We start from the raw sequence: 15,221 nt of genomic DNA, 5'->3' as shown, positions 1-15,221 counted from the left end.
CAGATGAGTCAGAATGTTTACCAGTTTATCGACTTACAGCGTGTGGACCCACCGAAGAAGCCGCTGAAGATCCGTAAGATCGAATTTGTTGAGATCTACGAAACCTTCTCCGAAGGCCAGGCTAAGGCGCAGGCAGACCGCTGCCTGTCCTGCGGCAACCCATACTGCGAGTGGAAGTGCCCGGTGCATAACTACATCCCGAACTGGCTGAAGCTCGCCAACGAGGGGCGTATTTTTGAGGCGGCTGAACTGTCGCATCAGACCAACACCCTGCCGGAAGTGTGCGGCCGCGTCTGCCCACAGGATCGCCTGTGCGAAGGCTCCTGTACGCTGAACGACGAGTTCGGCGCGGTGACCATCGGCAATATCGAGCGCTACATCAACGATAAAGCCTTCGAGATGGGCTGGCGTCCCGATCTCACTGGCGTGAAGCAGACCGGTAAAACGGTCGCCATTATCGGCGCTGGCCCGGCGGGCCTTGCCTGTGCCGACGTGCTGACCCGCAACGGCGTGAAGGCGGTGGTCTTCGATCGCCATCCTGAAATCGGCGGTCTGCTCACTTTTGGTATTCCGGCCTTTAAGCTGGAAAAAGAGGTCATGACCCGTCGCCGTGAAATTTTCACCGGCATGGGCATTGAGTTCAAACTGAATACCGAAGTGGGCCGCGATGTGCAGCTCGACGACCTGCTAAAAGATTATGATGCCGTATTCCTCGGCGTCGGTACCTATCAGTCCATGCGCGGTGGTCTTGAAAATGAAGAAGCGGAGGGCGTGTTTGACGCGCTGCCGTTCCTGATTGCCAACACCAAGCAGATCATGGGCTACGGCGAATCTGCCGACGAGCCGTATGTGAACATGCAAGGCAAACGCGTAGTGGTTCTGGGCGGTGGCGATACCGCAATGGACTGCGTACGTACTTCCGTTCGTCAGGGTGCAGCGCATGTTACCTGTGCTTATCGTCGTGATGAAGAGAACATGCCAGGCTCACGTCGCGAAGTCAAAAACGCGCGTGAAGAAGGCGTGGAGTTCCAGTTCAACGTGCAGCCGCTGGGTGTCGAAGTGAACGCCAACGGTAAAGTGAGCGGTGTGAAAATGGCGCGCACGGAAATGGGCGCGCCGGATGCCAAAGGCCGCCGTCGTGCTGAAATCGTTGCGGGTTCCGAGCACGTGGTTCCTGCCGATGCGGTGGTGATGGCGTTCGGTTTCCGTCCTCACAGCATGGAATGGCTGGCGAAACACAGCGTTGAGCTCGATTCCCAGGGCCGTATCATCGCACCGGAAGGCAGCGATAACGCCTTCCAGACCAGCAACCCGAAAATCTTCGCCGGTGGCGATATCGTGCGCGGTTCCGATCTGGTCGTCACGGCGATTGCCGAAGGCCGTAAAGCTGCCGACGGCATTATGAACTACCTGGAAGTGTAATCCGCCTAAGGATACCCTGTCTGAAAGAATAAAAGCCCGGCTTGCTGATGCAGCCGGGCTTTTTTACGTTTTCAAGGTACAAATGAAAACAGGCCCGAATGGGCCTGTTGAGGATTACTTCACTACGCGTAGCGCCGGACGACCACCGCGTGGCGGCGGCGTGTCGTCAGGATCGTTATCATCATCGCCGTCTGGCTTATCGCCATCGATGACTGACATCACGGTTTCGTTTTCTGCGCCGGTTTCCGCGTCGTCATTGACGTGAATACCGTCTTCATCGTACGCCGCTTCCGGCTCGAACATGGTGCCTGCGCCGTTTTCACGGGCATAGATTGCCAGCACGGCCGCCATAGGTACTTCAACCTGGCGCGGTACGCCGCCAAAACGCGCATTAAAGCGCACTTCGTCGTTAGCCAGCTCAAGGTTGCCTACCGCACGCGGCGCAATGTTCAGTACGATTTGCCCGTCACGCGCGTATTCCATCGGAACACGTACGCCCGGTAACGTCACGTCTACCACCAGATGAGGCGTCAGCTGGTTATCCAGCAGCCATTCATAGAATGCCCGCAGCAGATAAGGGCGACGTGGCGTCAGCTGTGACACATCCATTCAGTTAGCCCCGACCGAGGCGCATTTCACGCTCGGCTTCAGTTAAGGAAGCGAGGAAGGAATCACGTTCGAAAACGCGAGTCATATACGCTTTCATCTCTTTAGAACCGGTACCGATCAGCTCAATGCCCATGACCGGCAGGCGCCACAGCAGCGGTGCAAGGTAGCAGTCGACCAGGCTGAACTCATCGCTCAGGAAATACGGCTTCTGCGTGAAGACCGGCGCAATCGCCAGCAGCTCTTCGCGCAGCTGTTTGCGGGCAGTTTCTGCCTGAGCAGCCGTACCGTTCATGACGGTATTCATCAGCGAGTACCAGTCTTTTTCGATGCGGTGCATATACAGACGGCTTTCACCACGCGCCACCGGGTAAACCGGCATCAGCGGCGGGTGCGGAAAACGCTCGTCCAGATATTCCATAATGATGCGAGATTCCCACAGGGTCAGCTCGCGATCCACCAGTGTCGGTACGCTTTGATTCGGGTTGAGGTCAATCAGATCCTGAGGTGGATTGTCCTTCTCCACATGCTCAATCTCAAAGCTGACACCCTTTTCGGCCAGCACAATGCGGACCTGATGGCTATAGATGTCAGTAGGACCAGAAAACAGCGTCATTACCGAACGTTTGTTGGCAGCGACAGCCATGAAAACCTCCAGGTATATTCAGAATTTTTACTGCTACCCGCCACAACATGTGACCGGCCAGTGGTAAAGCCCCGTAAGCGTCGAACGACATTCCTGTTCAAAAAACAAAAAATGAACAACCGCCTGCATTTGGGCACAAAATTGGATGATAGTTTACCAGATTTTGATGGATTTGTGTTGAGGCGATTCTGGAAATGCTGAAAAAGGATGAAAAGAGAGTGGAGGATTGTGGATAACGCCGGTTTTATTCATAAAAAAACCCGCCGAAGCGGGTTTTTTCGCCAATTGTTCTGCATAAGCAGAAACCAATTAACGTTTGGAGAACTGAGGACGACGACGTGCTTTACGCAGACCGACTTTCTTACGTTCAACCTGACGAGCATCACGAGTAACGAAGCCAGCTTTACGCAGTTCGCCACGCAGGGACTCATCGTACTCCATCAGAGCGCGGGTGATACCGTGACGGATCGCACCAGCCTGACCAGAGATACCACCACCTTTAACGGTGATGTACAGATCCAGTTTCTCAACCATGTCGACCAGTTCCAGCGGCTGACGAACTACCATGCGGGCAGTTTCACGACCGAAGTACTGTTCCAGAGAACGTTGGTTGATAACGATTTTGCCGTTGCCCGGTTTGATAAACACGCGAGCTGCGGAACTTTTGCGGCGACCAGTGCCGTAGTATTGATTTTCAGCCATTGCCTATAATCCCGATTAGATGTCAAGAACTTGCGGTTGCTGTGCCGCGTGGTTGTGCTCGTTACCCGCGTAAACTTTCAGTTTACGGAACATTGCACGACCCAGCGGGCCTTTTGGCAGCATGCCTTTAACCGCGATTTCAATCACACGCTCAGGACGGCGGGCAATCATCTCTTCAAAGGTCGCTTGTTTGATACCACCGATGTGGCCGGTGTGATGGTAATACACTTTGTCTTCACGCTTGTTACCGGTTACAGCAACTTTTTCTGCGTTCAGAACGATGATGTAATCACCCGTATCTACGTGCGGAGTGTATTCCGCTTTATGCTTACCGCGCAGGCGACGAGCCAGTTCGGAAGCCAGACGGCCCAGAGTTTTACCGGTCGCGTCAACAACATACCAGTCGCGTTTTACGGTTTCTGGTTTAGCTGTAAAAGTTTTCATTAAAAGCTTACCCAAATAAATAAGTTACACGTTGGTGAACACCCAAACGTTTAAAAGTTGAGGCTCACACGACAAAGTCCGGCAAACCTACCCCTTCGAATAGCCTATGCCAGCACATAGAAAGTTTTGGGAAAAAAACCTTCTCGTAACGTGGGGTCGCAAGATTATAGAGAAGTCACGGTCAAAGATCGACCCCTAAATGTGATTTGCCAGGGGGTTTTTAACCGACCAGATGTTCACGCTTCAAATACTCTTCGCTTTGCATCTCCTGCAGGCGCGAAAGGCAGCGCTGGAACTCAAATTTCAGACGCTCGCCCTGATAAATATCGTGGAGTGGCACGGTCGCGCTCACCACCAGTTTGACATGACGTTCATAGAATTCATCCACCAGCGCAATAAAACGCCGCGCCTCACTTTCCATTAATGTCGTCATCACCGGTACATCAAACAGCATCACGGTATGAAACAGACGCGAAAGAGCAATGTAATCATGCTGACTACGGGCATCCACGCACAGCGTGGTGAACGAGACTGCCAGAGTTTGATTTTCTGCCCCCAGCGTTGGCAGTGAACGGTGGTTGATTTCAAGCACAGTCGGCTTCTCGCGTCGGGTACCGGAGAGCGCCAGCCAGAGTTTGTCCATCTGCTGGTGCGTCTCATCGTTCAGCGGCGATAGCCACAAATGCGCCTGGGTCAGCGTCCGCAGACGATAGTCAATCCCGGCATCCACATTCATGATGTCGCAGTTTGCTTTAATAGCATCGATCGCAGGCAGGAAACGTGCGCGCTGCAAACCGTTGCGGTACAGGTCATCAGGAGGAATGTTGGAGGTCGCCACCAGCGTGATCCCACGTGCAAAAAGGGCCTTCATCAGGCCGCCTAACAGCATCGCGTCCGTAATGTCTGAGACAAAAAATTCATCAAAGCACAGCACGTCGGTTTCGGACTTAAAGCGGTCGGCCACGATTTCCAGCGGATCGCTGTGCCCCTGCAGCGCGGTGAGTTCTTCATGCACGCGGAGCATAAAACGGTGAAAGTGGAGACGCTGCTTACGCTCTCCAGGCAGGCTTTGATAAAACATATCCATCAGCCAGGTTTTCCCACGCCCTACGCCGCCCCACATATATAAGCCGCGTACCGGAACCCGGGAAGCTGACTCGTGCTTACCCAACAGTTTACCTAATTTGGCCCGCAGACCGCCTTTTGTCGGGCTTTGCGCCGGAAGAGAGGTCAGTTGCTGGTAGATAATATCCAGCCGGGAAACGGCCTCACGCTGAACGTCATCGGGTTGGTAGCACCCCTCTTTCAGGGCCTGTTCATATCGCGATGTGGGGGTCATGCTTTGCATAAGTTGTTGTTATTTCCTGAAAAGCAATGTGCAGCAGTTCACGGTTGTCGAAAAAAAGGCCGTTCTACAGTACGCGATGACACGCCAGGATTCCACTTCTAAGGGATTAGCGGTTATAGTGGCACTATCGGGCGCAGGCGAGGAGCCTTATTGCCACCCTACGGAACCACAAAACAACGGGAGAAGTTCATGACCTGGGAATATGCGCTAATTGGTCTGGTTGTCGGTCTCATCATTGGCGCCGTCGCTATGCGATTTGGTAACCGCAAGTTACGTCAACAGCAGGCCCTGCAGTACGAACTGGAAAAGAATAAAGCAGAGCTGGACGAGTATCGTGAAGAACTGGTCAGCCACTTTGCCCGCAGCGCCGAGCTGCTCGACAATATGGCTCACGACTACCGCCAGCTGTATCAGCATATGGCGAAAAGCTCCAGCAGCCTGCTGCCGGAAATGAGCGCGGAAGAAAACCCGTTCCGTAACCGCCTGGCAGAGTCCGAGGCCAGTAACGATCAGGCGCCGGTTCAGATGCCACGCGACTATTCTGATGGTGCATCCGGTCTGCTGCGCAGCGCCGCCAAACGCGACTAACCCCTCTTTATTTACGGGCGCAGCCCTTGCGCCCGCCACTTCCTTCCCGCCCCGGCTATTATTAATCATCAACCTCATTGTTAGACGTCCGAAAATTCAATAACATCGGGCTGTTTATGGGCGTATTTTTTCTCACATTCCTCAGGTCATGAGAGCCAGCATCAATGAAGAAAAAAACTTTATTACTGAGTGCGTTAGCGTTAAGCGTCGGGTTATCTCTTGGCGTGGCGATGCCGGTGTCAGCTTCTCTGCCTGCAGTTCTGCCAGGCCAGGGGCAGGTGCCAAGCCTCGCGCCGATGCTGGAGAAAGTGCTGCCTGCGGTGGTAAGCGTTCAGGTGGAGGGGACGGCCACACCGGCAAGCCAGGGACAAGTCCCTGACGAACTTAAGAAATATTTTGGTGACGATGCGCCAGTCGATCAGCCCCAGCCGTTCGAAGGGCTGGGCTCTGGCGTCATTATTGATGCTGCCAAAGGGTACGTGCTCACCAACAATCACGTCGTTAACCAGGCACAAAAAATCAGCGTCCAGCTGAACGATGGCCGTGAGTTTGACGCCAAACTGGTCGGCAGCGACGATCAAAGTGACATCGCGCTGCTTCAGCTCCAGAAAGCCGATCACCTGACGCAAATCGCCATCGCCGATTCCGACAAGCTGCGCGTCGGGGATTTTGCCGTGGCGGTAGGCAATCCGTTTGGTCTGGGCCAGACCGCCACGTCGGGGATAATCTCCGCACTGGGGCGCAGCGGCCTGAATCTTGAAGGCCTGGAAAACTTTATCCAGACCGATGCCTCCATTAACCGGGGCAACTCCGGCGGCGCGCTGCTGAACCTCAACGGAGAACTGGTTGGGATCAACACCGCCATTCTCGCGCCGAGCGGCGGCAGCATTGGCATCGGCTTTGCGATCCCAAGCAACATGGCGATTACCCTCGCCAAACAGCTGATTCAGTTTGGCGAGATCAAGCGCGGCCTTTTAGGTGTTAAAGGCATGGAGATGAGCGCAGATATCGCCAAAGCGTTCAATCTCAATATCCAGCGCGGGGCGTTCGTCAGCGAAGTGTTGCCAGGCTCTGGTTCGGCAAAAGCGGGGGTTAAAGCGGGCGATATTATCGTGAGCCTCAATGATAAGCCGCTCAGCAGCTTTGCTGAACTGCGTTCGCGTATCGCCACGACGGAGCCGGGCACCAAAGTAAAACTTGGGCTGCTGCGCGATGGCAAGCCGATGACCGTTGAGGTCACGCTGGATAAGAGTACCTCTTCCACGGCCAGCGCAGAGCTGATTACTCCGGCGTTGCGGGGAGCATCCCTGAGCGACGGTCAAATGAAAGACGGTACTAAAGGTGTTGTTCTCAACGACGTTGAAAAAGGCAGCGCCGCAGCTCAGGTTGGCTTACATAAAGATGATGTGATCATCGGCATTAACCGCCAGCGCGTGCAGTCGATCGCTGAAATGCGCAAGGTGCTGGAAGCCAAACCTGCCATCATTGCGCTGAATGTGATGCGCGGGAATGAAAGCATCTATCTGCTGCTGCGTTAGGATCTGTTAAGGGCGGACATTGCCTGCGTGTGATGTCCGCATAACTCGTGCTATGCTGCCCCGGTTCCCTTACCTGTGATAATCGCACATGCTTGCAAAGCTTTTACGCTCAGTCGCAATTGGATGCATCGTCAGTGGCATTTTGTTAGCCGCCATGCCTTCGTTGCGCCAGCTTAACCCCCTTTCATCCACGACGTATGACAGCGCGGATGAATCGCCGGTCAGCTACAATCCCGCAGTGAAGCGGGCGGCGCCTGCCGTCGTTAACATCTATAACCGCGCGCTGAACAATACCAGCCATAACGTATTAACGCTCGGCTCCGGCGTGATTATGGACGAGCGCGGGTACATTATTACCAACAAGCATGTGATTAACGATGCCGATCAGATCATCGTCGCTTTGCAGGACGGGCGCGTTTTCGAGGCGCTCATTGTCGGATCCGACAGCCTGACTGATCTTGCGGTGCTCAAAATCAACGCCAGCGGCGGGCTGCCGGTCATTCCGATTAACCCGAAACGCATCCCGCACATTGGCGATGTGGTGCTGGCCATCGGCAACCCGTACAACCTCGGGCAAACCATCACCCAGGGCATTATCAGCGCCACCGGGCGTATTGGCCTGAACCCATCCGGCCGCCAGAACTTCCTGCAAACGGATGCCTCCATTAACCACGGTAACTCCGGCGGTGCGCTGGTGAATTCGCTGGGCGAGCTGATGGGGATTAATACCCTCTCCTTTGACAAGAGTAACGACGGTGAGACACCTGAAGGAATCGGTTTCGCCATTCCATTCCAGCTGGCGACGAAAATTATGGATAAGCTTATCCGTGATGGTCGGGTGATCCGCGGTTATATCGGCATCAGCGGCCGTGAAATTGCGCCTCTTCACACTCAGGGCGGCGCGATAGATCAGATTCAGGGCATCGTGGTAAATGAAGTGGCACCTGGTGGCCCGGCTGCTGAGGCAGGCATTCAGGTCAACGACGTGATTGTTTCCGTGAACGACAAACCGGCAGTCTCTGCGCTGGAAACAATGGATCAGGTCGCCGAAATTCGTCCGGGTTCTGTCATCCCGGTTATCGTCATGCGTGACGATAAAAAGCTGACCCTGAACGTCACCATTCAGGAATACCCCGCCACCAACTAACAGGCGTAAAAAAACCGGAGCACAGGCTCCGGTTTTTACTTTCTGGCTGCCAGGCTTATTTGTTAACGAACTCTTCGCCCAGCGCGATATCTTTCTTCAGCGTATCCAGCATGCCTTCCATCGCGTGTTGTTCAAACTCGCTCAGCTTGCCGATGGACTGACGCTCTTCGACGCCGTTTTTACCCAGCAGCAGCGGCTGCGAGAAGAAACGTGCATGCTCGCCGTCACCTTCAACGTAGGCACATTCCACCACGCCTTTCTCGCCCTGCAACGCACGCACCAGCGACAGGCCGAAACGTGCCGCCGCCTGGCCCATAGACAGGGTTGCGGAACCGCCACCGGCTTTGGCTTCCACCACTTCGGTACCCGCATTCTGAATGCGTTTGGTCAGATCGGCCACTTCCTGTTCGGAGAAGCTGACACCTGGGATCTGCGACAGCAGAGGCAGAATAGTCACACCGGAGTGACCGCCGATAACCGGCACTTCAATCTCCGTTGGCTGCTTGCCTTTCAACTCCGCCACGAAGGTATTTGAGCGAATGATGTCCAGCGTGGTGACGCCGAACAGTTTGTTTTTGTCATACACGCCGGCTTTTTTCAATACTTCAGCGGCAATGGCCACCGTGGTGTTGACCGGGTTGGTGATGATACCGATACAGGCTTTTGGACAGGTTTTTGCGACCTGCTGCACCAGATTCTTCACGATGCCCGCGTTAACGTTGAACAGATCGGAGCGATCCATTCCCGGTTTACGCGCGACGCCTGCGGAGATCAGCACCACATCAGCGCCTTCCAGCGCCGGGGTTGCATCTTCACCGGAGAAACCTTTGATCTTCACTGCGGTTGGAATATGGCTGAGATCGACTGCCACGCCCGGGGTAACCGGCGCAATATCATACAGGGAGAGTTCTGAGCCTGAAGGCAGTTGGGTCTTAAGTAGTAGGGCAAGCGCCTGGCCGATACCGCCAGCTGCGCCGAGGACTGCGACTTTCATCCTAAACTCCTTATTATGGTTAGTTTCATCTACCGTAACTCCGTGGCGGCAACCTTAATTCACAAGGTAAACAATAACAACAAGCGAGGGTGAAGAATGCGGCGCTGCCCGCAGCAAAACGGCGCTATCGCTCACTTTACCATCTGTGACAGACCGCCGCGACGGCGTAACCGGTCGACTGTTGGCTACAATACACCCAGCCAGATGGGCAAAACAACACCATTTTCATAACATTTGATTTACTTTTGCCGTTATTTTCGACTCGTGACGAAAGCATGTTCCCTGATAACAATTTTTGATAAAATCCTTCCCTTTCATAACATTATTTCAGCCTAATTCACGGCAGATAATTTGCATAAAAATTCATCCATATGCATAATAATGTTGTTTTTACCGCCATGATACGGGTGACTTATGCGAAGCTCGGCTAAGCAAGAAGAATTGGTCAAAGCGTTTAAAGCGCTGTTAAAAGAAGAAAAGTTCAGTTCTCAGGGAGAGATCGTCCAGGCATTACAGGAGGAGGGCTTCGAAAACATCAATCAGTCCAAAGTCTCCCGGATGCTGACGAAGTTTGGCGCAGTGCGTACGCGTAACGCCAAAATGGAGATGGTGTACTGCCTTCCTGCGGAACTCGGCGTACCAACCACCTCCAGCCCATTAAAGAATCTGGTACTGGATATCGACTATAACGACGCGGTGGTGGTTATCCACACCAGCCCTGGTGCTGCACAGCTTATCGCTCGCCTGCTGGATTCTCTGGGGAAAGCGGAGGGCATTCTTGGCAGCATCGCCGGGGATGACACCATCTTCACCACCCCTGCTCGCGGGTTTACCGTGAAAGATCTGTACGAAGCCATTCTGGTGCTGTTCGAACAAGAGCTGTAATTCTGCATCTCTCCGGCGCCCTGTCGGAGAGCGTCTTATCTTCCGGATAACAACCGAAGTGCTACATAAAACCCCCTTTACTTTAACATTAAGTGCGTTTCACTGCCTTAATGTCATCATCCAGTCAATGCTGTTAGCAAAATAGCACAAATCATCAAATTCATATATCTATATGATTTAATTATAAATAAATCACAAAACCCGCCGCCAACTGACGTTTTTAATGCTTTTCCGTTATAAAAACGACGCTTCTTGACACTTAATTACGAGAGAAACCATTAGCGTGGTATTAATTTTTTGGGTGATTAGTGTATACTTGATTTTGTGATGAGGGTCACGAAACAAAGACCCTGATAAAAAATTCGACGAGGTAAAAATTATGAAAATCAAAACCACTGTAAGCGCATTGACCATTCTCTCTGCTCTCTCTTTTGGCGCTTTCGCTGCGGACTCTATCAATGCGGATCAAGCCGCTAATCGTGAAGCCATCGGTACCGTTTCTGTCGGCGCGGTAAGTTCTTCGCCAATGGACATGCACGAAATGCTGAACCAGAAAGCCCAGGAACAAGGCGCTTCATCCTATCGCGTGATCGAAGCACGTACCGGTGACCACTGGCACGCAACGGCTGAGCTGTACAAATAAGTTTGAATTTTAGTCAGAAGTAAAATGCATTTAATCCTGCGGCACCAGGCATAAAAAAAGCAGTTCAAACCTTCTCGCCGCACAGTAAACGAATTGAGGTAAAAATTATGAAAAGCGCAATGATTATCGCAACACTGGGTCTGGCATCCGTTCTGTCCTTCAGCGCAGGTGCAGCTGTTCATCAGGTGAACGCAGAACAGGCACAGGGCTTGCAATCCATGGGTACCGTGTCTGTTTCTCAGGTCGGTAGCGCACCAATGGATATGCGTCACGAACTGGCGGCAAAAGCTGAAAAAGAAGGTGCTTCTTCTTATCGCATCATCGAAGCGCGTACCGGCGACAGCTGGCACGCCACGGCTGAGCTGTACAAATAAACCCTCGTCGTCTTATCTGACGACTTGCCCCCGCCTGTCGGGGGCTTTTTTATGCCTGACGAATATTGAAACGCAGCATCCCTTCCAGCTCTTCTTCCGCTTCATCAAACAGCAAAATGAGCGCTCCGTAGCGACGGCGCTGTTTCTCTTCCAGATGTACAAACTCAATCTCCAGGGGCAGCGGCAGCTGGCTTGCGGTTACCACATCCCAGAGCGAATCGAGATCGCGAATGGGCGAGCCGCTGAGCGCAAAAGTGCGGGTAAACTCACGATAGAAATCGTTTTGAGTACCTATTTCATCAAAATCAAAGGTATAGGTTTTCATTTGTGCTCCGCCTTTTGCCAGAGCGGGCGGCATAACCGCCCGACATGCAGCTTACAATCCCCCAAGGTGCAGGGTTTTCACTTCCAGAAACTCCTCCAGCCCCAGCACCGACCCTTCCCTTCCCAGACCGGACTCTTTTACGCCACCGAACGGCCCGAGCTCTGTCGACACGGCACATTCGTTAATCCCAATCATGCCGCTCTCAAGCGCTTGTGAAACCCGGAAGACCCGCTGCAGGTTTTGGGTATAGAAATAGGCGGCCAGCCCAAACGGCGTGTTGTTGGCACGCTGAACCACTTCATCCTCGTTACTGAAGCGGAAACAGGCAGCCACCGGGCCGAAGGTTTCCTCCTGCGCAAGCTGCATCTCGTCGCGGCATTCGCCGAGCACCGTCGGCATCCAGAAGTTGCCACCGAGCGCGTGCGGTTTACCGCCTGTCAGCACTTTCGCCCCTTTTGTTACCGCATCTTCAACGTGTTCACGCACCTTCTTCACCGCAGCAGGTTCAATCAGCGGTCCGACAACCACGCCCTCTTCCATCCCGTTCCCGACTTTCAGCGCGTTAACCGCCTCCGTCAGCTTTTGGGTAAAGTCGTCATAAACCTTCTCATGAATATAGAAGCGGTTTACGCTGACGCACACCTGTCCGGCGTTGCGGAACTTATTGGCGATCGCGCCTTTGACGGCCGCATCGATATCCGCATCCTCAAACACGATATAAGGCGCATTCCCGCCCAGCTCCATCGACACTTTTTTCATGGTTTCCGCAGCATTACGGACCAGCGTTTTACCGACTGCGGTCGAACCGGTGAAGGATATTTTGCGCACTTCATGGCTCGCCATAATTGCATCACTGATTTCCTGGGTATTCCCTGCCACAGCGTTCAGTACGCCATCCGGCACACCCGCTTTCTTCGCCAGATGCAGCAGCGCAAAGGCGCTCAGCGGGGTGTTATTTGCAGGTTTAATGATGCCGGTACAGCCTGCCGCCAGCGCCGGGCCAAGCTTGCGCGTCAGCATCGCCATCGGGAAATTCCACGGCGTGATAGCGGCGACAACGCCGACGGGTTCACGGGTTGCGAGAATACGCGAGCCGGGCTTAGCGGGTGGGATGATTTCACCATTAGCGCGCTTGCCCTGTTCGGCAAACCACTGAATGAAACTGGCTGCATACTCCACTTCGCCCTCAGCCTCTTTCAGCGGCTTGCCCTGCTCGGTGGTCATCAGCCTGCCAAGCCAGGCTTTGTTCTCAATGATGAGTTGATACCAGCGGTAGAGAATTTCGGAGCGCTCTTTCGCGGTTTTCGCTCGCCAGAGCGGGAAGGCTTTGCTTGCGGCAGCAATGGCCGCTTCGGTTTCGCGTTTCCCGGCTTTCGCCACTTTGGCAATCGTCTCGCCTGTCGCCGGGTTTACCACATCGAACGTGGTATCGAGCATTTTCCATTCGCCATTGACCAGAAAGCCGGTCTGAAAGAGTTCGTTATCCTGGAGCGCCTGCATTGTCATGTTTCCTCCGACAGTATTGTCCTGTGATAACAGTTAAGTATAGCCATAAAAAAACCGACGCTTTTGGCGTCGGTTTTAGAGGTCAGTTCACCGTCAGCGCATGCTGATATTTCCTCAGCATGTCCGTCAGCCTTTTCACCGGCTCGGTCACCTGTGCGGGTGCCTGCCAGATCGCCAGTTTTTCCTGATAGACACCCAGCTCTTCCAGCAGGCGTCCAAAGTAGCGACGGCGCTTGTCATCGCTGCTGGCGGAGATCAGCTTGTCTGCCGTGCGTCGCATCTGGCGGTGGAAAGCCGAGAGGTCGTCGTTCACCGGGACGGGCGCATCCCGCAGGCGCTGGTGCGCAATAATCAGCGTCAGCGCCAGGCGGAACTTGGCAATATCGCCGGGGAATTTATTCAGCAGCAAAAACAGCTGCTGATAGAGTGCGGGCAGATGGTTTTCGTTACGCCGGGCGGTGTTGGTCGTCAGCGAAGAGACCGCCGCCGACACGAACTGGTTCAACAAAACGCGTCCGGTGCGGGCCTGCGAGTTATCGCGCACCAGCAGAATGACCATCAGCGCGAGGAAACAGCCCACCAGTTGGCCAAGCGCGCTGTCGAGAAACTGGCTGAAGTGGAACGTCATCGGGTTATCCAGCACCAGAATGTTAATCGTGGACGCCAGCGTACCCAGCGATCCCAGCCGCCGTTTCTGCACTTCAATGCCGATAAAGAACGCCATTATCGCAAGGCTGATACACAGCAACAGCATGCTTTGCTGCGTGGAGGGCAGCACCACCAGGAAATAAAACGCCCCGAGCGGCAGCGCAGCAATGGTGCCGTATAAAAAGTCGATGGCCGCCATTTTCGGATTGGGCAAACGCATCGCCAGCGACGTCACGACAGCGATCATCACCATCGCACCGCTGCCGGACGTCCAGCCCGTCCATAACCAGAACAGCGTACCCAGCGCGCAGGACAAAGTGGTGCGCCAGAAGTTAATCATCGCATGATGGCGTTCGGCAGATTCCACCTTCACCACCACTTCACCCTGCAAAATCTCCTCTTCGCGGGCGCTGGCTTTCGCGTTCCCCACCACGCCGCGTTTGAGCAGCTGATAACGGGTCGCCGCGCCGACCCAGCTGTACAGCGTAATCGGTGTGTCGTGCTGGCCGGTCCACGCCAGAATTCGGCGCATGCGTTTGAGCTGCTTATGAACATCCTGCACGGTTTCGACAGGCTCGTCGAACATCTCACGCCATTCGGTGGTAATGAGGTCCGGGCGGGTATTCTGAATCAGGTAGGTTTCACAAGCCTGGGTGATAAGCGTTAAGGAGAGCGTATTCAGCGCCTTCAGGCGGCGATTCGCACGAGCCCAGCGCGACGATTCCATATTCAGATTGCTGCGCATCCCTTCCAGCGCCTGCGTGCGGCGAACCAGCGCGCTCCAGGCGTTGTCCACCACTTCGCTGTCGCCATGGCGAATACAGAGCTGCATCAGCTCATATTGAGCAACCAGCAGCGCGTCGAGTTCCCGGTCAATTTCCTGCTTGATGGAACGTGGGGAGAAGAGCAAATCGGCAACAATCGCGCTGACGATACCAATCACAATTTCGCTGCAGCGCTCCACCGCAAACTGCGGCGACAGCAGCGGTTCGTTCTGAATGGTGATCACGATGATCAGCGCCGTGTAGCCCGCCAGGCCCCAGGCGTAGGAGTTTTCAACCTTAACCAGCGAGGAGACCCAGGTACAAAAACCGGCCCACAGGCAGCAGACCAGCACCATCAGAAGCGGCGCGCGGATCATGCCGATGATGATTGCCAGCGCCGCGATACAGCCGATGAACGTCCCGCAAATACGCAGCATGCCGCGATAGCGAATAGCGCCGGAGTACGGCTCACCACCGGCAGCAAACGCCGGGCCCGCGGCGACGATAGCGGCGGTTAATACCGCCCAGCGCGGAGTCTCAAGTTGGAAGTGAAAGCCGACAAACAGCGCCAGCACAATCGCGCAAACCAGCTTGATGGCAAAGCGCAGGTGCCGATCGGCGATAGAGAAAATGCCCATCGC

Annotated in this window: 16 protein-coding genes; 7 read left to right on the top strand and 9 right to left on the bottom strand. The window is 54.3% G+C overall.

Annotation, left to right across the window (positions count from 1 at the left end; translation table 11 throughout):
* The first annotated feature begins 3 nt into the window (after nucleotides 1-3).
* On the top strand, nucleotides 4-1,422 hold the full coding sequence (gene gltD / locus RTU33_RS03620) for a glutamate synthase subunit GltD (RefSeq protein WP_312625362.1): 1,419 nt from the start codon (nucleotides 4-6) through the stop codon (nucleotides 1,420-1,422).
* A gap of 114 nt (nucleotides 1,423-1,536) precedes the next feature.
* Here gltD and sspB read toward each other — a convergent pair whose 3' ends face one another.
* The 5 genes from sspB to zapE form a co-directional block, all read right to left on the bottom strand.
* Nucleotides 1,537-2,031, bottom strand: coding sequence for a ClpXP protease specificity-enhancing factor (sspB, locus tag RTU33_RS03615; RefSeq protein ID WP_312625360.1), 495 nt, complete (start codon nucleotides 2,029-2,031; stop codon nucleotides 1,537-1,539).
* A 4-nt stretch (nucleotides 2,032-2,035) separates the two neighbouring features.
* The gene (gene sspA / locus RTU33_RS03610) at nucleotides 2,036-2,674 is read right to left on the bottom strand and encodes a stringent starvation protein SspA (protein ID WP_312625359.1); all 639 of its coding nucleotides are present in this window, start codon (nucleotides 2,672-2,674) and stop codon (nucleotides 2,036-2,038) included.
* 309 nt (nucleotides 2,675-2,983) lie between these two features.
* Complete coding sequence (rpsI, locus tag RTU33_RS03605; RefSeq protein WP_000829815.1) at nucleotides 2,984-3,376, bottom strand: 30S ribosomal protein S9; 393 nt, start codon at nucleotides 3,374-3,376, stop codon at nucleotides 2,984-2,986.
* A gap of 15 nt (nucleotides 3,377-3,391) precedes the next feature.
* Entirely contained in the window at nucleotides 3,392-3,820 is a 429-nt protein-coding gene (gene rplM / locus RTU33_RS03600; protein ID WP_312625358.1) for a 50S ribosomal protein L13, read from the bottom strand.
* Nucleotides 3,821-4,040: 220 nt separating this feature from the next.
* Nucleotides 4,041-5,168 carry a cell division protein ZapE gene (gene zapE / locus RTU33_RS03595; protein ID WP_312625357.1) on the bottom strand — a complete coding sequence of 376 codons (1,128 nt, stop codon included), beginning with the start codon at nucleotides 5,166-5,168 and terminating at the stop codon, nucleotides 4,041-4,043.
* Between the two features lie 189 nt (nucleotides 5,169-5,357).
* Between zapE and zapG the strand changes: the two genes are divergently transcribed.
* The 3 genes from zapG to degS all read left to right on the top strand — a co-directional run bounded on the left by zapG (nucleotide 5,358) and on the right by degS (nucleotide 8,441).
* Entirely contained in the window at nucleotides 5,358-5,756 is a 399-nt protein-coding gene (gene zapG, locus RTU33_RS03590; protein ID WP_312625356.1) for a Z-ring associated protein ZapG, read from the top strand.
* A gap of 164 nt (nucleotides 5,757-5,920) precedes the next feature.
* Nucleotides 5,921-7,294, top strand: coding sequence for a serine endoprotease DegQ (gene degQ / locus RTU33_RS03585; protein WP_312625355.1), 1,374 nt, complete (start codon nucleotides 5,921-5,923; stop codon nucleotides 7,292-7,294).
* Nucleotides 7,295-7,382: 88 nt separating this feature from the next.
* Complete coding sequence (degS, locus tag RTU33_RS03580; RefSeq protein WP_312625354.1) at nucleotides 7,383-8,441, top strand: outer membrane-stress sensor serine endopeptidase DegS; 1,059 nt, start codon at nucleotides 7,383-7,385, stop codon at nucleotides 8,439-8,441.
* Between the two features lie 55 nt (nucleotides 8,442-8,496).
* On the opposite strand, the gene mdh is transcribed toward degS, so the two are convergent.
* A complete protein-coding gene (gene mdh, locus RTU33_RS03575) occupies nucleotides 8,497-9,435 on the bottom strand; it encodes a malate dehydrogenase (RefSeq protein WP_312625352.1) in 939 nt (312 codons plus the stop codon).
* 414 nt (nucleotides 9,436-9,849) lie between these two features.
* On the opposite strand from mdh, the gene argR reads away from it, so the two are divergent.
* From argR to yhcN-B, 3 genes are all read left to right on the top strand, one after another.
* A complete protein-coding gene (gene argR, locus RTU33_RS03570) occupies nucleotides 9,850-10,320 on the top strand; it encodes a transcriptional regulator ArgR (protein WP_312625351.1) in 471 nt (156 codons plus the stop codon).
* 379 nt (nucleotides 10,321-10,699) lie between these two features.
* On the top strand, nucleotides 10,700-10,963 hold the full coding sequence (yhcN, locus tag RTU33_RS03565) for a peroxide/acid stress response protein YhcN (RefSeq protein ID WP_312625350.1): 264 nt from the start codon (nucleotides 10,700-10,702) through the stop codon (nucleotides 10,961-10,963).
* Between the two features lie 107 nt (nucleotides 10,964-11,070).
* Entirely contained in the window at nucleotides 11,071-11,337 is a 267-nt protein-coding gene (gene yhcN-B, locus RTU33_RS03560) for a DUF1471 family stress response protein YhcN-B (protein ID WP_312625349.1), read from the top strand.
* A 49-nt stretch (nucleotides 11,338-11,386) separates the two neighbouring features.
* On the opposite strand, the gene RTU33_RS03555 is transcribed toward yhcN-B, so the two are convergent.
* The 3 genes from RTU33_RS03555 to aaeB form a co-directional block, all read right to left on the bottom strand.
* Nucleotides 11,387-11,662 carry a hypothetical protein gene (locus RTU33_RS03555; RefSeq protein WP_312625348.1) on the bottom strand — a complete coding sequence of 92 codons (276 nt, stop codon included), beginning with the start codon at nucleotides 11,660-11,662 and terminating at the stop codon, nucleotides 11,387-11,389.
* A 51-nt stretch (nucleotides 11,663-11,713) separates the two neighbouring features.
* A complete protein-coding gene (locus tag RTU33_RS03550; protein ID WP_312625346.1) occupies nucleotides 11,714-13,168 on the bottom strand; it encodes an NAD-dependent succinate-semialdehyde dehydrogenase in 1,455 nt (484 codons plus the stop codon).
* 82 nt (nucleotides 13,169-13,250) lie between these two features.
* Nucleotides 13,251-15,218, bottom strand: coding sequence for a p-hydroxybenzoic acid efflux pump subunit AaeB (gene aaeB / locus RTU33_RS03545; protein WP_312625344.1), 1,968 nt, complete (start codon nucleotides 15,216-15,218; stop codon nucleotides 13,251-13,253).
* Between the last annotated feature and the right edge of the window lie 3 nt (nucleotides 15,219-15,221).

The organism is Scandinavium sp. (genome assembly GCF_032012665.1).
Lineage (GTDB): Bacteria > Pseudomonadota > Gammaproteobacteria > Enterobacterales > Enterobacteriaceae > Scandinavium.
Note: the sequence above shows the minus strand (reverse complement) of the source record. Positions and strands in the feature narration are given on the sequence as shown.